This window comes from Azospirillum sp. SYSU D00513 (assembly GCF_017356015.1).
Lineage (GTDB): Bacteria > Pseudomonadota > Alphaproteobacteria > Azospirillales > Azospirillaceae > Azospirillum.
This window is the reverse complement of the sequence record NZ_JAFIQV010000030.1, coordinates 1-21,749: the sequence shown is the minus strand read 5'-3', so window position 1 is coordinate 21,749 and position 21,749 is coordinate 1. Positions and strand designations below refer to the sequence as shown.

Below are 21,749 nucleotides of genomic sequence, written 5' to 3'. Positions count from 1 at the left end.
CCCCGAGCCGGCGATCCGGTCCGGGCAGGGGCGCCCGGAACCGCAGACCCGGAAGACAATCAAAAAGGAAGAACAGTCATGGCAGGACAGACGCAACCCAATGGAAAGCGCCCGATTTCCATCCTCAGGGAGTTCATGCACAGCGAGGCGTCGGGCGGCATCCTGCTGATGATCGCGGCGGCGCTCGCCCTGATCGTCGCCAACTCCCCCCTGTCGGACGCCTATTTCCACGCGCTGCACAGCTACGTGCTGGGACTCAGCATCGGGCATTGGATCAACGACGGGCTGATGGCGGTCTTCTTCCTGCTGGTCGGGCTGGAGATCAAGCGGGAGATGCTGGACGGCCAGCTCTCCACCTGGTCGCGCCGGATCCTGCCGGGCGTGGCGGCCGCCGGCGGCATGCTGGTCCCCGCCCTGGTCTATGTGGCCTTCAACAGCGGCAACCCGGAGACGATCCGGGGCTGGGCCATCCCGGCAGCGACGGACATCGCCTTCGCGCTCGGCGTCCTGTCGCTGCTGGGGCCGCGCGTTCCGACCTCGCTCAAGATCTTCCTCACCGCACTCGCCATCATCGACGACCTGGGCGCGGTCATCATCATCGCCCTCTTCTACACCGCCGACCTGTCGATGCCCGCCCTGGGTGCGGCGGCACTCATCCTGGCCGGCCTCATCGCCATGAACCGGGCCGGCGTTCAGAAGCTCTGGCCCTACCTCATCCTCGGCGTGGGCCTGTGGGGTGCCGTGCTGCTGTCGGGCGTCCACGCGACGCTGGCGGGCGTCACTCTCGCCCTGACCATCCCGTTGCGGCCCGCCCCCGGCAAGCCGGACGACATGCGCTCCCCCCTGCACCGGCTGGAGCATTCCATCCACGGCTGGGTGGCGTTCCTGATCGTGCCGATCTTCGGCTTCGCCAACGCCGGCGTCTCCTTCGCCGGGATGGACGCCTCGATCCTGACGGGCTCGCTCCCGCTGGGGATCGCGCTGGGGCTGTTCCTTGGCAAGATGGTCGGCGTCTTCGGGACCGCCTGGATCGTCGTCCGGCTGGGCTTCGCGGACATGCCGGCGCACGCGAACACGGCGCAGCTCTACGGCGTGTCCCTGCTGTGCGGCATCGGCTTCACCATGAGCCTGTTCATCGGCGCGCTGGCCTTCCCGGCCTCGCCCGAGCTGGGCGACGCGGTGAAGGTCGGCGTCTTCGCCGGCTCGCTCCTCTCCGCCACGGCCGGCGCGCTGGTGCTGCGCGCCGCCTGCGCGAAGAGCCCCGCCCCGGCACGGTCTCTCAGCGAGGCCGAGCAGAACGCGTAAGCGTTCCCGCGCGAACGACAAAGGGCTGCGACATGGTCGCAGCCCTTTTTTCGTGCCCGGCGCCCGGGACGCCGGCGTTCCGCCGTCGGAAGGTTACAGGACCCCGTACAGGCGGGACTTCTCGCACCAGGCGTTCATGAAAGTCAGGAAGCCGTTGAGCAGCCGCTCGAACCGGGACGGGGAAGGAGCGGTCTCGCGGGCGAAACGCGTCACAGTCATGTAAGTCATAAATCGTCTCCCTTGTTCGGTGAGGGGAGAATAGCGTGGTATACATAATTCAAGATACGCAAAACACTCAACCCTGGCGCTGCGCATCCGCATGCCTGTGTTCGTTAAGGTTGCCGACTGTGGGCGCTGCGGAATGATGGGCCGGCCAGCGGTGGAGGTTCCCGCCAGGGCTGCGGGCAGGCTGCACCCGGAGCCTCAGCCCGCCGGCAGAGCGCCTTTCGCCATGGCGGAGCGGTGGAAATCCAACCCCATCTGAAAACTCCGCGCGATCGTCTCCGCCCGGCCGATGAAGAAGGCGGCGGCTTCCGGCGGGCAGACGTCCGCCGCCGTGTCGCGGAACAGCCCGAGCCAGCGGGTGAAGTGCTCGGCCTCGATGCCCAGGCCCATATGGGCGGGCAGCGGACGGCCGTTGTAGCCGTCGGTGCCCATGGCGATGGAGGACCAGAAGGCGACCAGCGTGCGCAGATGCTCGTCCCAGTCCTCGACCTTGCGGTTGAAGACCGGACCCAGCAGTTCGTCGGTCCGGACCTTGCCGTAGAAGGCGTGGACCAGCCGGACGATCATCGGCTCGTCGATGCCGGTGCGCCGCATCCGCTCCCTGGCGTTCAGGTCGCCAGAGTTCATGTCCCTCGTCTGGTTTTCCACGGCCGGTCCCACCCTATCTCTGCTTGGCCCCTCAATGCCCGCCAATCTGGGCAGGCGCCCGGCTCCTGTCGAGGGCTTCCTTCCACCGAAGAGCCGATGGCGCCTCGCTTCGCCCGGCGTATAGTCCGCGGCCGGAACAGAGTTTGAACAGGCACGAGGTGAGGCATGCGTCCGCTCCAGGGAATCCGCGTTCTCGATTTCAGCACGCTGCTGCCGGGGCCGCTGGCGACGCTGATGCTGGTGGAGGCCGGGGCGGAGGTGCTGAAGATCGAGCGGCCCGGCCGGGGCGACGAGATGCGGAGCTACGAGCCGAAATTCGGGGCGGACAGCGTCAATTTCGGCCTGCTGAACCGGGGCAAGCGCAGCATCGCCATCGACCTCAAGGCGCCGGACGCGGTGGAGCGGCTGATGCCGCTGCTGCGCGAGGCCGACGTGCTGGTCGAACAGTACCGGCCGGGCGTGATGGAGCGGCTGGGGCTGGGCTACGCGGCGTTGTCCGCCATCAATCCCCGTCTGATCTACTGCTCCATCACCGGCTACGGGCAGGAGGGGCCGAAGGCGCAGGTGGCGGGCCACGACCTGAACTTCGCGGCGGAGTCCGGCATGCTGTCTCTGGCCGCCGGGGCGGACGGGGCGCCGGTGCCGCCCGCCGCATTGGTCGGGGACGTCGGTGGCGGCACCTACCCAGCCCTGTTCAACATCCTGCTGGCGCTGCTGGAGCGCAACCGGTCGGGCAAGGGCTGCCATCTCGACATCGCCATGGCCGACAACCTCTTCACCTACCAGTTCTGGGCGCTCGGCCAGGGGCTCGCCGCCGGCCAGTGGCCCCGGCCGGGGGGAGAGCTGTTCACGGGCGGATCGCCGCGCTACCGCGTCTATCCCACCGCCGACGGCCGATTCGTCGCCGCCGCCCCGCTGGAGGATAAGTTCTGGGCGGGCTTCTGCGACCTGATCGGGCTGCCGGAGGAGCTGCGGGACGACGGCCGGGATCCCGGCGCCACGATCCAGGCGGTCGCGGCGGCCATCCTGGCGCGCGACTCCGCCCACTGGCGCGAGGCATTCGCCGGGCGGGAGGTCTGCTGTTCCATCGTCAGCAGCCTGGAGGAGGCCGTGGCCGACCCGCAGTTCGCCGGGCGCGGCCTGTTCGACCGCCGGCTGACGTCGGACGGGCGCAGCATCCCCGCCCTGCCCACCCCGCTCGCCCCCAGCCTGCGCGCCGACGCAGCGGAGGCCGGATACCCGGCGCTGGGCGAGGCGAACGGGCTGATCGGTTAGCCAGCGCCGCCCCCTGTATCGACCTAAGTCCCTGTTCCCGGAACCGACCCCGCCATGGTGGTGTTGGAGGCAGACGGTGAGCTGCTGGTCTCAGGGCTTGCCACCGAACGGACCGGAGGCTTTCCCCTTGAGCGTAGGACTGATCGGACTGCTCGACGACGTGGTCGGCCTGGCGAAGGTGGCCGCGGCGTCCCTGGATGACGCGGCGGCGCAGGCCGGACGGGCCGGCGCCAAGGCGGCGGGCGTGGTGGTGGACGATGCCGCCGTCACGCCGCGCTATGTGGTCGGGCTCTCGGCGGACCGGGAGCTGCCGATCATTGGCAAGATCGCGCTGGGCTCGCTGAAGAACAAGCTGGTCTTCCTGCTGCCGGGCGCTTTGCTGCTGAGCTTCGTGGCGCCCTGGGCCATCACGCCCCTGCTGATGCTGGGCGGTGCCTTCCTCTGCTACGAGGGGGCGGAGAAGGCCTACGAGGCGCTGTGGCCGCACGCGGAGAAGCATGGCCATGGCGGCATCCAGCCGGAGGAGACGCCGGACCCCGCCCGGTTCGAGGCGGAGAAGGTCAAGGGCGCGGTCCAGACGGACCTGATCCTGTCGGCGGAGATCATGGCCATCACCCTGTCCACCGTCGCCGAGGAGACCTCCAGCTTCTGGACCCAGGCGCTGGTGCTGGCGATCGTCGGCATCGGCATCACGGTGGTGGTCTATGGCGCCGTGGCGCTGATCGTGAAGGCGGACGACGCCGGCCTGTCGCTGGCGCAGAACCCGGCGCCGGCCAGCAGCCTGCTGGGCATGCGCGGCATCGGCACGGCCACGCCGGGCGGGGCCGACCGGGCGCTGCGCCCGGTGACCCAGGGGTTCGGCCGGGCGCTGGTCTACGGCATGCCGATCTTCCTGAAGCTGCTGAGCCTCGTCGGCACCGCCGCCATGCTGTGGGTCGGCGGCGGCATCATCGTTCACGGGCTGGAGGAGTTCGGGTTCGACGGGCTTGGCCACGCCATCCACGACGTGGCCGCCGCCGCGGGCCACGCCATCGCCGGGATCGCGGGTGCGGTCGAATGGTTCGTGACGGCGGCGCTGTCGGGCGTCGTCGGGCTGGTGGTCGGCGCCGCGCTGATCCCGCTGGTCCACAGCGTCGCCATCCCCGCCTGGGGCAAGCTGCGGGGCCGCACGACGGCAGCGCATTGATGGCCGCCCGCTGACAGGCGGCTTGCGGACATGAAAAGGGCGGGTGCTTCGCGGCACCCGCCCCTTTCCATTGCGGCAACCTTTCAGGCTGGGCCTTCCGTCAATCCCAGACGGGCGCCAGGCCGGCGGGGCTGACGATGCGGCCGTCGGGCTTCGCCAAGCCGTGGACCGCGGCCATCTCCTCCGCCGACAGCGCGAAGTCGAAGATGGCGAGGTTCTCGGCGAGGCGAGCCTCGCCGACCGTCTTGGACAGGGCGACCACCCCCTCCTGCTGGACCAGCCAGCGCAGGACGACCTGCGCCGCGCTCTTGCCGTGGCGGGCGCCGATGTCCTTCAGGACCGGGTCGGAGACGACCTTGCCGTCGGCCATCGCGTAATAGGCCGTGACCGACATGCCCGCCCGGCGCGAGGCCTCCAGCACGACCTCCTGCTTCAGGTAGGGGTGGTATTCGACCTGGTTGGTGACGATGGGCGCGTCGCTGAGCCGGACGGCCTCGGCCATCAGGGCGGTGGAGAAGTTGCTGACGCCGATGTGCCGGACCTTGCCGGCCGCGCGCACCTCGTTCAGGGCGCCGATCTGCTCGGCCAGCGGGACCTCCTCGTTCGGCCAGTGCAGCAGCAGCAGATCGACATGGTCGGTCCGGAGCTTGCGCAGGCTTTCCTCGACCGACGCGACGAAGTCGGCGTGGCGGTAGCTCTTCACCCAGACCTTCGTGGTGAGAAAGACGTCGGCCCGCGCCACGCCGGAGGCCGCGATGGCCTCGCCCACCTCGGCCTCGTTGCCGTAGATCTGGGCGGTGTCCACGTGGCGGAAGCCGAGGCGGAGGGCCTGCGGGACCATCCGCAGAACGTCCGGGCCGGGCATCCGGAAGGTGCCGAAGCCGAGCGCCGGGATGGCGGCGCCGTTGGCGGTGACGGTGTGCATGGTTCTCTATCCCTTGTCAGGCGTGGGTGTTGGGAAGGGCGGTTCCGGGATGGGCTGGGCCGGCGAGGCCGGGGGCGTGCCCCTCGCGCCGATCGAGCGCGCCGCTGATCAGCGTCAGCAGCAGCCCGCCCAGCACGAACAGTCCGCCGACCCAGGGCGTGGCGGCAAGCCCCAGCGGAGAGGCCACGACCTGCCCGCCGAAGAAGGCGCCGGCCGCGATGCCCAGGTTGAAGGCCGCGATGTTCAGGGCCGACGCGACGTCCACGGCACCCGGCGCGTGGCGCTGGGCAAGCTGGACGACGTAGAGCTGGAGGCCCGGAACGTTGGCGAAGGCCAGCATCCCCATGCCCGCCAGCGTGATCAGGGCGGGGATCTTCGAATCGGCCGTGAAGGCGAAGACGAAGAGCACCAGCGCCTGGAGCGCGAAGAGCCAGGCCAGTGCCCGCACCGGGTCGCGGTTGGCGACCTTGCCGCCCACGATGTTGCCGACCGCGATGGCGGCGCCGTAGAGCATCAGCACGAGGCTGACCGTGGCGCTGGAGAAGCCGGTGATGGTCTCCAGGATCGGGGCGAGGAAGGTGAAGGCGACGAAGGTGCCGCCATAGCCCAGCGCCGTGATGGCGAAGGCGAGCAGCAGGCGCGGCTGGGCGAGGACGCGGAACTGGTCGCCCAGGTTTGCCGCCGGGGGCTGGCTGAGCTTGCGCGGCACCAGTGCGGCGACGCCGAGCCCGCCGACGACGCCCAGCCCGGCGACCGCCAGGAAGGTGGCGCGCCAGCCGAAATTCTGGCCGATCCAGGTGCCGAGCGGCACGCCGGTGACGATGGCGACGGTGAGGCCCGAGAACATCAGGGCGATGGCCGAGGCGCGCTTGTCAGCCGGCACGAGGTCGGCGGCGATGGTGGCCCCGACCGAGAAGAAGACGCCGTGAGCGAAGGCGCTGAGCACCCGCCCGGCCAGCAGCGTGCCGAAATCGGGGCTGAAGCCGGCCAGCAGGTTGCCGGCGATGAACAGCCCCATCATGGCGAGCAGCAGCGGCTTGCGCCGGAAGCGGCCGGTCAGGGCGGTGAGGACGGGGGCGCCGACGGTGACGCCGAGCGCGTAGACGCTGACCACCATGCCGGCGGTCGGCAGGGTGATGCTCAGGTCGTTGGCCACGGTGGGCAGCAGGCCGACGCTGACGAACTCCGTCGTCCCGATCGCGTAGGCGCTGATGGCCAGGGCCAGCAGGGCGAGAGGCATGGAACACTCCAGTGGTGCGGCCCGGTCTTGCGGGCCAATCTTGCAGGCCGCTTAGATGCACCCGGAATGCGCTGGCGGGAATGCCGCCCGGTTTCGTATCATCTTGTCATTGGGGGACAAGGTGGGTGGAGAGAGGGCGGGCCATGAGCGATCCGCGTGTCTGGGAGATGCGGGTGTTCCTCCGGGTGGCGGCGCTGGGAGGGTTCAGTGCCGCGGGGCGGGATCTCGGCATGACGCCGTCGGCCACGGCCAAGCTGATCACCCGGATCGAGGACCGGCTGGGCGTGCGGCTGGTGGAGCGGTCGACCCGGCAGCTGCGCCTGACGCCGGAGGGGGAAACCTACCGGGAGCGGGCGGAAAGCCTGCTGGAGGAGCTGGACGCGCTGGACGCGGAGATCGCGGGCGGGGCGCGCTCGCCCTCGGGCGTCATCCGCATCAACGTCTCGGTCCCCTTCGGGCGGCATTGCGTGCTGCCGCTGCTGCCCGCCTTCCTGGAGGCTTATCCCGACATCCGCGTGGACATCACCCTAACCGACGAGATCGTGGACCTCTACGCGGCCCAGGTGGACATCGCCTTCCGCACCGGGCGGCTGCCGGATTCGGCCCTGCTGGCGGTGCGGCTCGGCAATGTCCGGCGGCGGATCGTGGCCTCGCCGGACTATCTCGCCCGCAAGGGCGTGCCGAGGGAGGCCGCCGACCTGGAGCATCACGACTGCCTGGGCTTCAACTTCCGCCGGGCCGCCGCGGTCTGGCCGATGAAGTCGGGCGGCCGGCTGGTGGACCGCGAGGTCAGCGGGCGCATCGTCGCCAACAACGGAGAGACGGTGCGGCACCTGGCGGTGCTGGGCATGGGGCTCGCCCGGCTGGCGGAGTTCCATGTCCGGACGGACGTCGAGGCTGGACGGCTGGTCACGGTGCTGGACGACACGATGGTGGACAGCGAGGAGATCCACGCCCTCTACATCGGCCGGGAGCGCGCGCCCCGCCGCATCCGGGCCTTCCTGGATTTCATGACGCCGCGGCTGCGGGCTATGCTTCAACCGCCGCCGGCAGGAAGCGGCGGTTGAACCCCTCCACCGGCTCCGGCCGGCCGAGGAAGAAGCCCTGGGCGTAGCCGCAATCGACCTGGCCGGCCGCCGCCTGCTGCTCGCCCGTCTCGATCCCCTCGGCGATCACCTGGAGGCGCAGGCTGTGCGCCAACTCGACGATGGCGCGGACCATGGCGCGGTCCTCCTCGTTCTGCGCCATGCTCTGCACGAAGCTCTGGTCCACCTTCAATATGTCCACCGGCAGGCGCTTCAGGCAGCTCAGCGACGAATAGCCCGTGCCGAAATCATCGACGGCGAAGGCGACGCCCAGGTCCCGCAACGCCTGCATCCGCCGCAGCGTCTCCGGGCAGGGGTCGAGGATGAAGTTCTCCGTGATCTCCAGGATCAGCCGGTCGGGGCGGATGCCGTGGGCGCGGATGGCCCGCCGGACCGTTTCCTCGAAGTCCGGATGCTTGATCTGCGCGCCGGAGATGTTGACGGCCAGGCGGAGCGACGTCCGGCCCAGCTCCTGCCAGAAGGCGAGCTGGCGGGCGGCGGCGTTCAGGACCCACTCCCCGACGGGGACGATCAAGCCGCTCGCCTCGGCCACGGGGATGAAGCTGGCGGGAAGCAGAAGCCCCTGCTCCGGGTGGCGCCAGCGCACCAGCGCCTCGGCCCCGGCCAGCTCGCCCGTGCGGGTGTCGAAGATCGGCTGGAGATGCAGCTCCAGCTCGTCCCGTGCCACTGCCTCGCGCAGGTCGTTCTCCAGGCGCAGCCGCTCGTAGGCGTCGGCGTCCATGTCCGGGGCGTAATAGGCCCAGGCGCCGTTGCCCTCGCGCTTGGCCTGGTACATCGCGACATCGGCGTTCTTCACGAGCTGCTGCACCTCGGTCCCCTGGTCGGGCGCGAAGGTGATGCCGATGCTGGCGGAGAGGTGCAGGGTCTGGCCGGCGATCTGGAAGGGTTGCTCGATCCGGTCGAGGATGCGCCGCACCACGACATCGACCCCGGCGCGGTCCTTCACGTCGGACAGGATGACCGTGAACTCGTCGCCGCCCAGCCGGGCGATGGTCTCGGATTCGCGGATGCAGCCGGCCAGCCGCTGCGCCGCCTCGCGCAGCAGCATGTCGCCGGTGCCGTGGCCGAGCGTGTCGTTGACCCATTTGAAACGGTTGAGGTCGATGAAGAGCAGCGCCGTCCGGCTGCCGTCGCGCGCCGCGCGCCGGATCGCCTGCTGGAGCCGGTCGAAGAAGAGCGTGCGGTTGGGCAGGCCGGTCAGGGCGTCGTAGCTCGCCTGGTAGCGGATGATCTCCTCCGCCTGCTTGCGGTCGGTGATGTCCTGGATGGCGGTGACGAGCCCGAGCACGGCCCCGCCCGCGTCGCGGAACGGCTCGCCGACCTCGTGCATGTGCAGGACGCGCCCGTCCGGCCGGGTGACCGGATATTCGATGTCGAAACGGCTGCCTTCGCTCCAGGCCCGGGCGTAGGCGTCCTTCACCTCCTGCCGCTGGCCGGGGGCGATGCGGTCGAGCCAGGCGGCGGTGCTGGACAGGCGGGCGCCGGCCGGCAGCCCGGCGAGGTGGGCCAGGTCGTCCGACACCTCCAGAACGTCCTGGGCCAGATGGACGGCGTAGGCCAGCCGCGCGATCCGTTGCGCCTGCGCCAGCCGCGCCTCGCTGAGGCGGAGCGCGTCCTGCCGCTTGAGGCGCAGCAGCACGCGCAAGAACACGATGAGCAGGACGGCCACGGCGCCGCCGAAGGCGCCGGCGAAGGGCGCCAGCTCCGCGATGATGGTGTCGCCGGGCTGCTCCGGCGCCCAGACGATCCGGCCGGCCGGCTTGCCCTCGGCATCGAGCACGGACACGGAGGCCATCTCCCCCGCCCCTTCGCCCGTGTCCGTCTGCGCCGCGGGGTCCGCCGGCAGGAAGCGCAGCATACCCGTCTGCCGGGAGGCGGCTATCCGCGCGATGTCCACATTCAGCGACTTCAGGAAGACCTGGACCGGCTCCGCCGGATCGGCCGGCAGCGGATCGCGCCCTTCCTCGTAGGCGAGGACATGCGCGCCGAAGACATACCAGGACGCACCGATGCGGGTGACGCCGCTCAACGTCTCCGGCCGGGCGCGGGCCGCCTCGAAGACCGCCCGCAGTTCGGCGGTCTCGCGCTGGGCCTCCTCGACATCGTCCCGCAGGGCGCCGTCCGCCGAGGCGTAGATCAGCCGGTCCCGGCCGTCCACGGCGTAGGAGCGGTCGAGGTGCCACAACCTTTCCGCGTAGGGGCCGGTGTTGTCATTGACCCATTCCGGGTCGAAACGGACGACGATGTTCTCGACGGCGTCGTTCCAGAGGCTGTATTCGAGCGCCTTCTTGCCCATGGTCGTGACGGATTCCGCCAGCGCCCGCTCGACCTCGGCCGTGGCGTGCTCCAGCGCGATCGCGTCGATGCGCCGCAAGGAGGTGACGGCGACGAACAGTGCGAAAACAATGCTCAGCAGGACGAAGACCGCGGATGTGCAGGCCAGCATGTTGAGGCTGCGGGCGTCGCTCTCCGCGCGACCGTGCTTTTGCTGACCGCTCTGTAACCCCAAGATAGGCTCCGCCCCGATAAATTCTTATGTTTCTATTTTTTGTCGCAGGCAACCTTAACGGAACGTTAGAATTTTTCTAATCAGCCCTCCGAAAAAGGGCATAGCACCCGCCTAGGTCGCAAGGGGCGGCTTCTTTCGCATGGCGGAATCGACCGGCGATCCGCGCAACAAACCGGCGGTTTGGCTGTTGCTGCACCGCAAACCAAGGCCACCGGAAACAACAACGAAGCGGATCGAACGCGCATGACCACGCCCCAGAAGAACCAGAGCCGAGAGACGGCCGCCGAACCGACCGTGATCTACGTACAAACCGGATCCTCCGCCTACGCGACCATCATCCCCGCCAAGCCGACAGGCGGAGATGCGGAAGAGCGCGAGCCGGTCGAGCGGTAGAAGACCGAGGCGCCCCGAATCGGAGCGCGCTGCCCCGCATTCCTGTTTCTCGCATCCCCATTGTTTGCTCCACCAACGGTTCTCGGGTAAGAACCCTCCTCCATTTTTCTGCCCGGACCGCTGGAGCCTTTTCTTGGACGATCTCATTCGACTGACGGCCCGTCAGGCCGTCGCCCTGCTGGAGCGGCGCGAGGTCAGCCCCCTGGAGCTGATCGACGCCGCCGAGCGGCGGGCCGCCGCGACGGACGGCGCGCTCAATGCGCTGCCGACGCGCTGTTTCGAACGGGCGCGGGAGCGGGCGGCGGCGCTGCCGAAGGAACTCCGGCCGGGGCCGGGGCAACTGCACGGGCTCCCCGTCGCGATCAAGGACCTCGCCGACGTCGCCGGGGTGCGCACGACGCGCGGCTCGACCGTCTTCGCCGACCGGGTGCCCGAACGGTCGGACATCGTGGTGGAGATCCTGGAATCGCGCGGCGCGCTGGTCGTCGCCAAATCCAACACGCCGGAATTCGGGGCCGGCGCCCAGACCTTCAACGAGGTGTTCGGGACGACGCGCAACCCGTGGAACACGGCGCTGACGCCGGGCGGCTCCTCCGGCGGGTCGGCGTCGGCGCTGGCGTCGGGGCAGGTCTGGCTGGCGCACGGCACCGACCTCGGCGGCTCCCTGCGCATCCCCGCGAGCTTCTGCGGGGTGGTGGGCCTGCGCCCGTCGCTGGGACGCGTCGCGCACGGGCCCTCCGCCCTTCCCTTCGCCGACCTGGACGTGCACGGCCCCATGGGCCGCACGGTCGGCGACGTGGCGCTGATGCTCGACGCGATGAGCGGCCAGCACCCCGCCGATCCCTGGAGCCGCGAGGCGCCCGCCCGCCCCTTCGTGACGGCGGTGGACGAGCCAGTGGCGCCGCGCCGCGTTGCCTGGTCGCCCGACATGGGCATGGTGCCGGTGGACCCGGCCGTGCGCGCGGCCTGTGCGGCCGCCGTGGCCCGCTTTACCGAGGCGGGTGCGGCGGTCGAGGAGGCCTGCATCGACTTCCGCGACGCCGAACCCGTGTTCCAGACCCTGCGCGCCGCCGGCTATGCCATGGAGATGGCGCCCCTGCTGGCCGAGCGGCGCGACGCGCTGAAGCCCGAGGTGGTCTGGAACATCGAGAAGGGCCTCGCCCTGTCGGCCGGGGAGATCGGGCGGGCGGCGCGGGCGCGCGGCGACCTCTTGCGGCGCACCGCCGCCTTCTTCGAAACCCACGACCTGCTCGTCACCCCGACGGTGCTGGTCCCGCCCTTCGACTGCCGCGTCCGCTACATCGCCGAGGCGCAGGGGGTCAAGTTCGAGACCTACATCAGCTGGCTCGCCCTGACCTTCGCGGTCACGCTGACCGGCTGCCCGGCCCTGTCACTGCCCTGCGGCTTCACGCCGGACGGACTGCCGGTCGGGCTCCAGCTCGTCGGCCCGCCGGGCGGCGAGCACCGGCTGCTTTCGGCCGCCGCCCTGCTGGAGGGGATTCTGGGGCTGGGCACGGCGGTGCCGATCGACCCGCGCGAGCCTGCCCCGCCCCCAGCCTGACCCGTCAGGCCGGAGGGTCACGCCGACCGGCGCCGGGGCTCCGCCTGGGCCGCGCGCAGGCGGGCGAGCGCCTCGCGGAGCTGCTCGATGGCCGCCTCCGGCCCGGCCTCGTCCAGGGGGATCATCGTCTGGACCTCGCCGCGCAGCCGCTCCGCCTCGCGGCTGGCGGGCTCCTCCCCGGTCACCAGGATGACGGGGATGCCGCGCCAGTCGGGGTTGCGGTGCAATTCCTGGAAGAAGGCGAAGCCGTCCATCCTCGCCGTGTGGAGGTCGACCAGGATCACGGTCGGGCGCGCCGCCGCGACTTGTTCCAGCGCCTTTTCCCGCGTGTCGCTCGCCCGGACGTTCCAGCCGTCCTCCGCCAGCCCGGCGGTCAGCAGGTCCTTCGTCTCGTCCTCGTCCAGCAGCAGCAGCGCCGAGCCCGGCGCCGGTCCCTTCAGCCCGTCCAGCACACGGTGCAGCCGCTGCCAGTCCACGGGCTTGGTGAAGTAATCCACCGCGCCCAGCGACTGGGCCAAAGCCTGTTCGCGGCGGGCGGAGACGATGATGACGGGAATCTCCGCCAGCTCCGGGTCGGCCTTCAGCGCCGACAGCACCGTCCAGCCGTCGGCGTGCGGCATCATCACGTCGAGCAGGATGGCGCTGGGGCGGATCCGCCGGGCGAGATCCAAACCCTCCTTGCCGTCCGGGGCGAGCGCCACCCCGAACCCCTCCCGGTGCAGGAAGCGGGCGAGCAGCTCGCGCATGGCCTGCTCGTCGTCGATGACCAGGACCGTCTCGCGCGCGTCCTGCACGGCCGGCGCCTGGGGCGCCTGCACCGCGCCGTTGCCGGTCTGGGTGGCGGCGGCGACCGCGGCCACCCCGGCGCGGCGCAGCTCCGCCGGAAGGCGCAGGGTGAAGGTCGTGCCCTTGCCGGGTGCCGTGTCCACCGAGATTCCGCCGCCCAGCATCTCGGCGAAGGCCTTGGTGATCGCCAGCCCGAGCCCGGTGCCGCCGAAGCGCCGCGTGGTCGAGCTGTCGGCCTGCATGAAGCGTTCGAACAGCCGGTCCACCTGCGCGGCCGTCATGCCGATGCCGGTGTCGGCGACCCGGAAGAGCACCTCCTCCCCTTCCCGCTCCGCGGACAGGGTGACGGTGCCGCGCTCGGTGAATTTCGCGGCGTTGCTCAGCAGATTGAACAGGCACTGGCGGACCTTCACCACGTCGGTGTGCATGGTGCCGAGTCCCTCCCCGACGCGCATCTCCATCCGGTTGCCCTTCTTCTCCACCAGCGCCTGCACCGTCGTCGCGACCTCGCGGGCGAGCGGGCCGACCTCGAAATTCTCGGCATGGACCTCCATCCGGCCGGCCTCGATCTTGGAGATGTCGAGCACGCCGTTGATGAGGTTCAGCAGGTGGCGGGCGTTGGCCTCGATCTTCTGGAGGTCGGGCAGCATGCTCTGCGCGCCGATGTCGCTCAGCTCCTCCTCCAGCATCTCGGTGTAGCCGATGACCGCGCTGAGCGGGGTGCGCAGCTCGTGGCTCATGTTGGCGATGAACTGGCTCTTGGCGAGGTTCGCCTCCTCCGCCGCGTCGCGGGCGGCGGCCAGCTCGGCCTCGGCCTGCTTGCGCTCGGTGATGTCCTGCATGGCGCCGATCATGCGCAAGGGCCGCCCGCGCAGGCCACGCAGCACGAAGCCGCGGTCCAGCACGTTGGCGTAGCTGCCGTCGGCGCGGCGGAACCGGTACTCCTCGTTCCAGCGGGTGCCCTCGCCCTCGATCACAACATGGATGCCCTGCACCACGCGCTCGCGGTCCTCCGGGTGGATCTGCTCCTTCCACCAGTCGCCGCTCGTCTCCGTGTGGTCCTCGCCATAGCCGAAGAGGGTGCGGACCGCCTCGTTCCAGAGGATGTGGTTGGCCTCCAGGTTCCAGTCCCAGATGGCGTCGTTGGTGGCCCGCGCCGCCAGCCGGTAGCGCTCCTCCGTCTCGCGCAGGGCCTCCTCGGCGCGGCGGCGGGTGGTGATGTCGGTGTGCACGCCCACCCATTCCTGAATCCTGCCCGGGGTACCGCCCTGACCCTGGCCGGCCTCGTCCAGGATCGGGACCGCGCGGACGAGCATGTCGCGGTAGGTCCCGTCCTCGCGGCGCAGCCGGTGTTCGGCCTTGTAGATGGCGCGCCTGGCCAGCGCGTCGTTCCAGGCGGCCATGGTGGCGGGCCGGTCATCGGGGTGGATGGCCTCCATCCAGCCAGTCCCCCGAAGCTCCTCGAAGCTCTGGCCGGTGAAGGCGCTCCAGCCCGGCTGCGGCCGGACGAAGCGCCCGTCCTCCGAGGCGCTCCAGACGATGGCGGCGGTCGCCTCCACCAGGGAGCGGAAGCGCTCCTCGCTGATGCGCAGGCTTTCCTCGGCCCGCTTGCGGTCGGTGGTGTCCCAGGTCACGCCGATCAGCAGCAGGTTCCGGTCCGGGCCGGCGTCGGCCACGATGCCGCGGGCGACGGCCCAGCGCACCTCGCCGGACGGCAGCAGGATGCGGAACTCCGCGTCGTACTCCCCGCCCTCCCGGCGCGCCTTCTCGATGATGGCCTGGATGGTGGCGCGGTCGTCGGGGTGGATGCGCTCGAACACCTGCGCGCCGAGGAGCGGGTCCTGCGCGCCGAAGCCGAAGATGTCGCGCAGCCGCGCGTCGGCTTCGATCCGGTCGCTCGTCAGGTCCCAGGACCAGGCACCGACGCGGGCACCGCTGAGCGCCATCTGGAGGCGGCGCTCGGCCTCGACGATGCGGGCCTCCGCCTCGCGCTGCTCGGTCACGTCGGTGTTGGTGCCGAGCCAGCGCACCACCCGCCCGCGCCCGTCACGCACCGGCATGGCGCGCGACAGGAACCAGCGGAACTGCCCGTCACGGCCGCGCAGAGGGAAGGTGTCCTCCCAGGGCTCGCCCGCCTCGATGGCGCGCAGGAAGCGGCTTGCGGCGCGCTCGACATGGTCGGGGTGGTGGACGAGCCGCCAGTCCCAGCCCTCGGCCTCGCCCGGCTCGGTGCCGGTGAAATCGTACCAGCGGCGGTTGTACCAGTAGATCCGCCCGGCGTCGTCGGCCATCCAGGCGAGCTGCGGGATGGAATCGGCGAGCGTGCGGAACTGCGCCTCGTTCTCGCGCAGCGCTTCTTCCGTCCGGCGGCGCTCGGTCGCGTCGTGGGCGACCTTCAGGAAGCCGCGCGGGTTGCCGCGCGCGTCCGACAGCGGCCGGACCGAGCCTTCCGCGAAGAACAGCGACCCGTCCTTGCGGACGTGCCAGCGCTCGTCCAGCGCGAAGCCGGTCTCGCGCGCCGTGTCCAGCTCCCGCCGGTGGGCGCAGGCCTCCCGGTCCTCCGGCGTGAAGAGGATGGCGGTGTCCTGGCCCAGCACCTCCTCCGGCCGCCACTGGAAGATGGCCTGGGCGCCGGACGGCCAGCTGGTGATGCGGCCGTCGGTGTCCATCATGAAGATGGCGTGGTCGCGGATGCCCTCCAGCATGATGCGCTGCTGCTCGCTCTGCTCGTGGAAGGCGGCCTCGACCCGCGCCCGGTCGATGGCGCTGCCCAGCAGGTTGGCGAAGCTCTGAAGGAAGGCGGCGTCCGCCATGTCGAACTTGCCCTCCTGCGGGCTGTCCACCTCCAGCACGCCGAAGGGGCCCTCCTCCCCCCGGATGATGACGTTGATCGCCCGCCGCACCCCGTGTTCGGCCAGGAGCTGCGGCGTGCGGAAGCGCGTTTCCCCGCCGAGATGGTTGGAGATGACCGGCTCCCCCGTCTTCAGCGCGAAGCCGGCGGGCGAGGCGAGGTCGGCCCCGACGAAGGCCTGCCCCACCACGCCCGGCGCCCAGCCGACGCCGGCCCGGACCAGCAGCCTGTCCTCCCCGTCCGGTCCGGGCACCCGCTCCAGCGCCTTGCACAGTTCGGTGCGCAGCCCTTCCGCGCAGAGCCGCGTCGCCTCCTGGAGCAGGGCGGCGACGTCCGTGCTCTTCAGCGCCACCATGCCGAAATGGGCCAGCAGCTCCTGCTGGTGCTTGCGGTAACTCAGTTCCTCGGCAATGGCGTCTTGCGGGCTGGCGGCGTTGGGCACGGGCGGATTCCTGAAGGGTTCGTCACCTCGTGCGCCAACAGCCGGAACACGGGATCCTCCGCACCCCGGCCCGCCGCCGCCCCGAAGTTTCCGCCCCGAAGTTTCCGCCGCTTCCCCGCATTCCCCTGCAACGGACGGAGGATTGCGCTGTTCTCACCCCGGATTTTGCAACGCAGCAAGCAGCCGGGAGAGCCCCATGACCCGATCCTTTGCCGGGATGTCCGCCGTCGTCACGGGCGCGTCGAGCGGGATCGGCCGCGCCACGGCGCTGGCCTTCGCCGAGCGCGGCGCCAACCTTCTGCTCGCCGCCCGGCGGGCCGACCGGCTGGAGGAGGTGGCGCGGGAATGCCGGGAGCTGGGGGGCAACGCCTTCGCCCTGCCCACCGACGTGACGGTCGAGGGGGACGTGGAGCGGCTGGCGCGGCGCGCGGTCGCGCGCTTCGGCGGCATCGACGTGTGGTTCAACAACGCGGGCGTCGGCGTCTTCGGCCGGTTCGAGGACATCCCGTCCGAGGTCTGGCGCCGGGTGATCGAGACGAACGTCTTCGGCTACATGTACGGCGCCAAGGCGGCGATGCGGCAGTTCCGCAGCCAGGGCCACGGCGTGCTGATCAACAACGCCTCCATCGTCGGGCGGCTCGCCAAGCCGGACTCCACCGCCTACGCCACCAGCAAGTTCGCCGTGCGCGGACTCGCCGAGAGCCTGCGGCAGGAGGTGCTGGACCAGCCGCACATCCACATCTGCACCATCCTGCCGTCGGTCATCGACACGCCCTTCTTCCAGCACGCCGCCAACTACAGCCACCACCGCGTGCGCGCCGCCCCGCCGGTCTACACGCCGGAGAAGGTCGCCCGCACGGTGGTCGGGCTGGTGGAGCGGCCGCGCGCCGAGGTGATCATCGGCGGCGCCGGACGGACGGCCATCCTGTCCAAGCGGCTGGCGCCGTCCCTGATGACGCGGATCAACGGCCGTGCGCTGAATTACGGTTTCCTCGCCGACGAGCCGAGCGACGAGACCACCGGCACGCTGTTCGAGCCGATGCGCGACGAGCACCGGGTGGACGGCGGCTGGCGCAAGGGACCGAACAACGGCGGCGTGCCGTCGCTGCTAGCCGTGGCGCTGGTCGGCCTGCCGCTCGGGCTGATGGCGTGGCGTCACTGGAGCCGGGCGCAGGAGCGGGCCGGCGCTGGGTCGCGGCGGGTGGACACGCGCCGGGAGGCGATGCCGGAACGGATGGAGGATCATATGAGGGAAAGGCCCGTTCCCCTGGCCGAGGCGATGGCGGACGGGCTGGATTGAGGAGCGGCCGGATCGGGATTTCGAAGTGAGGGACGCGTCATGACGGAGCGCATCACGCTCGTCCTCGGCGGGGGCAACGCGCTCGGCGCCTATCAGGGCGGCGCCTACGAGGCGCTGCACGCACGGGGGCTGCGGCCCGACCGGATGGTCGCGGTGTCCACGGGCGCCATCAACGCCGCGATCATCGCCGGCAACCCGCCCGAACAGCGGGTGGAGAAGCTGCGCGGGTTCTGGGAGTCGGCGGCGCAGGACAGCTCGGCCTTCGCTCTTGGGCCGGCCTACGGGCCGATGACCTGGGGCGGCAACCGGGCGCGCGCCCTGCAATCCTCCCTGCTCGGCAGCCCGGCCGTCTTCCGGCCGCGCTTTCCGGGCGCCCTGTCGATGCTGCCGGGCATGCCGACGGACACCAGCATCTACGAGCTGGACCCCTTGCGAGAGAGCCTGAAGCGCGCGCTCGATTTCGAGCGGCTGAACGGCGGGGAGATCCGGCTGGTCGTGGTCGCCGTGGACGGGCACAGCGGCGAGGAGGCGCGTTTCGACACGGCCGAGGGGCCGATCGGCGTGGATCATCTGCTGGCGAGCTGCGGTTTCCCGCCCTTCTTCCCGCCGGTGGAGATCGACGGGCGCCTGTATTTCGACGGCGGCATGGGGGCCAACCTGCCGATCGAGGCCGCGCTGGAGGAGCCCGATCCGGACAACCGGCTGTGCATCGCGCTCGACCTGTTCCGCCGGCAGGGCGGCTGCCCCAGGACGGTCGGGCAGGCGATGGACCGGCAGCTGGAACTGCTGCTCTCCACCCAGACCTGGCGGGCGGTGAAGGAGCTGCGCCGGGTCCACGCCTTGCGCCGGCAGATCCGCCTGCTCGGCGACCGGCTCCCGGCGGAGCTGCGCGCCGACCCCGCCCTGGCCCCGGCCCTGGCCGAGGGCATGAGGGCGGAGGGGGCGGTCACGCTGCTGCTGCTGTCCCACGCCAGCGTCGCCAGCGACGTCGAGATGCGGGCCTTCGACTTCTCCCGCCCGGTCCTGACGGAGCGCTGGGAGAGCGGCCGGGCGGACATGGAGCAGGCCCTGCACACCGTGGGCGCCCGCCGCGCCGCCCCCGGCGAGTTCGCCCTGCACGCCTTCAGCGGCGGCGAGCCGGCGGAGGTGGACGGCTGACGGCCGGGGCTCCGCCAATCACGCATCATCGAAGGAGATTCCAATGGCTGAGACGACCAAGCGCTTCGCGCCACCCGGCCCGCTCGGTTTCGGGGGCGCCCCGCTCGGCGACATGTTCGCCCGCGTGGACGAGGAGACGGCGGAGGGTGCCCTGACCGCCGCCTGGGACAGCGGCATCCGCTATTTCGACACGGCACCCCATTACGGTTCCGGCCTGTCGGAGCACCGCTTCGGCCGGGTGCTGCGCCGGTACGAACGCGACGAGTTCGTTCTGTCCACCAAGGTCGGCCGCCTGTTCCGGGCGGACGTGAACGCCAAGCCGCAGCCGCCCTTCGTCGGCGGCCTGCCCTTCCGCATGGAATACGATTACTCCGCGGACGGCGCGCTGCGGTCCATCGAGGACAGCCTGCAACGGCTGGGACTCGCGCGCATCGATGTCGCCTACATCCACGACATCGCCGAGGACCATCACGGCGCCGGCTGGACCGAACTGTTCGACAAGGCCATGGAGGGTGCCGCCCGCGCGCTGACCCGCCTGCGCGACGAAGGGGTGATCCGCGCCTGGGGCCTGGGCGTGAACCGGACGGAGGCCTGCGAGCGGGCGCTGCGCATGGCCGATCCGGACGTCTTCCTGCTGGCCGGGCGCTACAGCCTGCTCGACACGGCCGGGCTGGCGGGGCTGTTCCCGGCCTGCGCCGAGCGCGGCGTGTCGATCGTGGTGGGCGGCCCCTACAACTCCGGCCTGCTGGCCGGCGGCACGACGTTCGAATACGCCGAGGCCCCGCCCGACAAGGTCGCCGCCCGCGACCGCATCGCCGCGCTCTGCAAGGAGTACGGCGTGGACATCCGCGCCGCCGCCCTGCAATTCTGCGCGGCGCACCCCGTCGTCGCCTCCGTCATTCCCGGCGCCAAGGGCGCCGACAAGGTCCGCCACAACGCCGAACTGATGCGCCAGCCGATCCCGGCGGCGTTCTGGCGGGCGCTGAAGACTCAAGGCCTGCTGCCGGAGGAGGCACCGACGCCCGCGGGCTGAGCCGGGCGCCACATGAAATATCGTTCATTCGACGCGGTGCCCCGGCGGGCCTAACCTTTCCCCAGCCGCTGGGCATCGGCATTCCCGGCGGCGATTTCCCTGCACAGCACACACCTCGGCCCGCTCCGACCATCCCGGAGCGGGCCTTTTCTTTGCGTGGCTGCCGGAGAGCCCGAAATGGGTAAGCCGCACTCTCCGGTGAGAAACGATGGTTATCGAGGGCATGGTGACGACGTCCCCTTTTTGACAGGTCGGGGGCCTATCGCGAAACTTGCCCGCCCCATGCATGTGGAGGCGGGCTTTCTCTTTTTTCGGATTGGACAGAAGAATAGTCGATTGTAGCAGCAATGCCAGCACGAGAACGCACAAAAACTAGCGACGCTTTGGATGCGGCAACGGACCCCTTGCACGTTCAAGAAGAGAAAGATTTAGCCCGGAAAGCAGTTGATCAAAAAAACACTCCAGAAGCTGTAGGTGGCGGCGCTCAATGTGCAGTGGGTCCCCACTAGTGAAGACGATGCTCATGGCACCTGGTCGGTTGAATGCGGAAGCAAGTCTCGCGGAAACCGTATGTGCGCCATGGGTGATTGAATTGCGTAGTTCGGCAAAGCCATCTAAAGTCATAATCCAATCCGTGACAGTGACATGACGATGCCATGTTGGCGTTTTCAACTTTGCGTGTTCCACGTAGGCCCTGAACACTTTGGCTAACCCATCGTGAGTTTTGCTGCGCGCCCACCCCTCTAAGCGGCTTGTCCAGGCCGATGACCAAGCCTCTTCGGCTGCCTTATCCTTGTTACGATCATAGTAGAGGCGGCGCATTTGCTTGTGATCGCCAGTCATCAGAAGTTGTGGGTGATGGGTAAGGAAAATGCGATACATGGACAGAGTGATTTCCTCCCAGGCGCCGACTAGGTCGGTGATCCCGTAAGCGGGCAGAAGGGCAGCAGTGTGTCTGTGATTGCCAGCTGCCTCCGCCCCTGTCCAAGAGTGTAAGATGACTTCCTTGGCACCCCAATGACTAGGACGCAACGTGTTGATAGAAATGGGTTCCTCAGGTTTTGCCGCGCACGCCGTGGCTGCGGCTTCAAGTGCATCTATGGCTAGGATCGTACGCATGAAGGTCGTACGCACAAGCGAGCGCCAATCCCCAATAGCGCGCGTTGTTTCAACGATCCATTGCTCTTCGGGTTTGTTGCTGACGTGCATAAAGTTGGTGATGCGCTGCAGCGTCGGATCAAATACTCGCCAATCCACCTGCTCGTGCGGAACGAAGTTAACACTCTGGCGAAAACTCACTATCTGTTCTCCCTTTTATCCGCCTGCAAACCAGAAGCGCTGCCTTTATATTATTAGGGTTTTATATTAAATTGCGCGCAATGAGATTTTGAGGGGTTATATTTAGGGGTATATATATTTAGCATGCACAGAGGGCTGCCAAAAGCGCTGATCTCCGTATTCTGGCACATTATCAACGCAAGAACCAGAATGATTATTTTGCTCATTCTTACACTTAATTCCGTCATCTTGAGGAAATTTTCTCAACAATAAACCTACGGGCTCACCGTCCAGATAGACCATGCGACAATGAAGGCGAAGCGTACAAGGCGCTAAACAGTAGAGCACTATTCATAACATGGTCAAAATTGAGCATAATAGAGGTTTTTTTACCTACAGGAATATTACAGGATAAAATCAGAGCCAAGCTACAACATATTAGGGTCAAAACCCAATCAGAGACTTGATTCGTCTGGAGAAACGTGATTCCAAAGCGTTATGGAGGCTTTGGAGGTTCCCATGCGCGAG

At 69.3% G+C, this 21,749-nt stretch carries 16 protein-coding genes; 9 read left to right on the top strand and 7 right to left on the bottom strand.

The genetic code is table 11. From position 1 onward, the window contains the following. Positions 1-78 precede the first annotated feature (78 nt). Positions 79-1,305, top strand: a complete 1,227-nt coding sequence (gene nhaA / locus JUB11_RS21040) for a Na+/H+ antiporter NhaA (RefSeq protein WP_207460551.1) — start codon at positions 79-81, stop codon at positions 1,303-1,305. A 93-nt stretch (positions 1,306-1,398) separates the two neighbouring features. Here nhaA and JUB11_RS33240 read toward each other — a convergent pair whose 3' ends face one another. After that, a complete protein-coding gene (locus JUB11_RS33240) occupies positions 1,399-1,533 on the bottom strand; it encodes a hypothetical protein (RefSeq protein WP_282189124.1) in 135 nt (44 codons plus the stop codon). Positions 1,534-1,728: 195 nt separating this feature from the next. Then, positions 1,729-2,157 (bottom strand): group III truncated hemoglobin, encoded by a 429-nt coding sequence (locus JUB11_RS21035; protein WP_247887222.1) that lies wholly within the window; start codon positions 2,155-2,157, stop codon positions 1,729-1,731. 186 nt (positions 2,158-2,343) lie between these two features. On the opposite strand from JUB11_RS21035, the gene JUB11_RS21030 reads away from it, so the two are divergent. Continuing rightward, complete coding sequence (locus JUB11_RS21030) at positions 2,344-3,453, top strand: CaiB/BaiF CoA-transferase family protein (protein ID WP_207460549.1); 1,110 nt, start codon at positions 2,344-2,346, stop codon at positions 3,451-3,453. A 127-nt stretch (positions 3,454-3,580) separates the two neighbouring features. Beyond that, positions 3,581-4,639: a DUF808 domain-containing protein gene (locus tag JUB11_RS21025; RefSeq protein WP_207460547.1), complete on the top strand. Its 1,059-nt coding sequence runs from the start codon at positions 3,581-3,583 to the stop codon at positions 4,637-4,639. A 100-nt stretch (positions 4,640-4,739) separates the two neighbouring features. Here the strand turns inward: JUB11_RS21025 and JUB11_RS21020 are convergent, their stop codons facing one another. Together JUB11_RS21020 and JUB11_RS21015 are read right to left on the bottom strand one after the other, a co-directional pair. Beyond that, complete coding sequence (locus JUB11_RS21020) at positions 4,740-5,564, bottom strand: aldo/keto reductase (protein ID WP_207460546.1); 825 nt, start codon at positions 5,562-5,564, stop codon at positions 4,740-4,742. 16 nt (positions 5,565-5,580) lie between these two features. Continuing rightward, positions 5,581-6,804 carry an MFS transporter gene (locus tag JUB11_RS21015; RefSeq protein ID WP_207460545.1) on the bottom strand — a complete coding sequence of 408 codons (1,224 nt, stop codon included), beginning with the start codon at positions 6,802-6,804 and terminating at the stop codon, positions 5,581-5,583. 143 nt (positions 6,805-6,947) lie between these two features. Between JUB11_RS21015 and JUB11_RS21010 the strand changes: the two genes are divergently transcribed. Continuing rightward, positions 6,948-7,871, top strand: coding sequence for a LysR family transcriptional regulator (locus JUB11_RS21010; protein ID WP_207460543.1), 924 nt, complete (start codon positions 6,948-6,950; stop codon positions 7,869-7,871). Here JUB11_RS21010 and JUB11_RS21005 read toward each other — a convergent pair. Beyond that, positions 7,834-10,419, bottom strand: coding sequence for an EAL domain-containing protein (locus JUB11_RS21005; RefSeq protein WP_207460542.1), 2,586 nt, complete (start codon positions 10,417-10,419; stop codon positions 7,834-7,836). The two genes, JUB11_RS21010 and JUB11_RS21005, sit on opposite strands and share 38 nt — an antisense overlap. A gap of 243 nt (positions 10,420-10,662) precedes the next feature. On the opposite strand from JUB11_RS21005, the gene JUB11_RS21000 reads away from it, so the two are divergent. Both JUB11_RS21000 and JUB11_RS20995 read left to right on the top strand, forming a co-directional pair. Continuing rightward, entirely contained in the window at positions 10,663-10,812 is a 150-nt protein-coding gene (locus JUB11_RS21000; protein WP_207460541.1) for a hypothetical protein, read from the top strand. A 133-nt stretch (positions 10,813-10,945) separates the two neighbouring features. Continuing rightward, complete coding sequence (locus JUB11_RS20995) at positions 10,946-12,373, top strand: amidase family protein (protein WP_247887221.1); 1,428 nt, start codon at positions 10,946-10,948, stop codon at positions 12,371-12,373. Between the two features lie 17 nt (positions 12,374-12,390). Here the strand turns inward: JUB11_RS20995 and JUB11_RS20990 are convergent, their stop codons facing one another. Further along, the gene (locus JUB11_RS20990; RefSeq protein WP_348771480.1) at positions 12,391-16,452 is read right to left on the bottom strand and encodes a PAS domain S-box protein; all 4,062 of its coding nucleotides are present in this window, start codon (positions 16,450-16,452) and stop codon (positions 12,391-12,393) included. 196 nt (positions 16,453-16,648) lie between these two features. Here JUB11_RS20990 and JUB11_RS20985 point away from each other — a divergent pair, with 196 nt between their 5' ends. From JUB11_RS20985 to JUB11_RS20975, 3 genes are read left to right on the top strand one after another with little or no spacing between them, the layout of a single operon-like run. Then, positions 16,649-17,752, top strand: a complete 1,104-nt coding sequence (locus JUB11_RS20985; RefSeq protein ID WP_207460538.1) for an SDR family oxidoreductase — start codon at positions 16,649-16,651, stop codon at positions 17,750-17,752. 39 nt (positions 17,753-17,791) lie between these two features. Further along, positions 17,792-18,910, top strand: coding sequence for a patatin-like phospholipase family protein (locus JUB11_RS20980; RefSeq protein WP_207460537.1), 1,119 nt, complete (start codon positions 17,792-17,794; stop codon positions 18,908-18,910). A 43-nt stretch (positions 18,911-18,953) separates the two neighbouring features. Next, positions 18,954-19,943: an aldo/keto reductase gene (locus JUB11_RS20975; RefSeq protein WP_207460535.1), complete on the top strand. Its 990-nt coding sequence runs from the start codon at positions 18,954-18,956 to the stop codon at positions 19,941-19,943. Between the two features lie 372 nt (positions 19,944-20,315). On the opposite strand, the gene JUB11_RS20970 is transcribed toward JUB11_RS20975, so the two are convergent. Then, positions 20,316-21,242 (bottom strand): hypothetical protein, encoded by a 927-nt coding sequence (locus JUB11_RS20970; RefSeq protein WP_207460534.1) that lies wholly within the window; start codon positions 21,240-21,242, stop codon positions 20,316-20,318. Between the last annotated feature and the right edge of the window lie 507 nt (positions 21,243-21,749).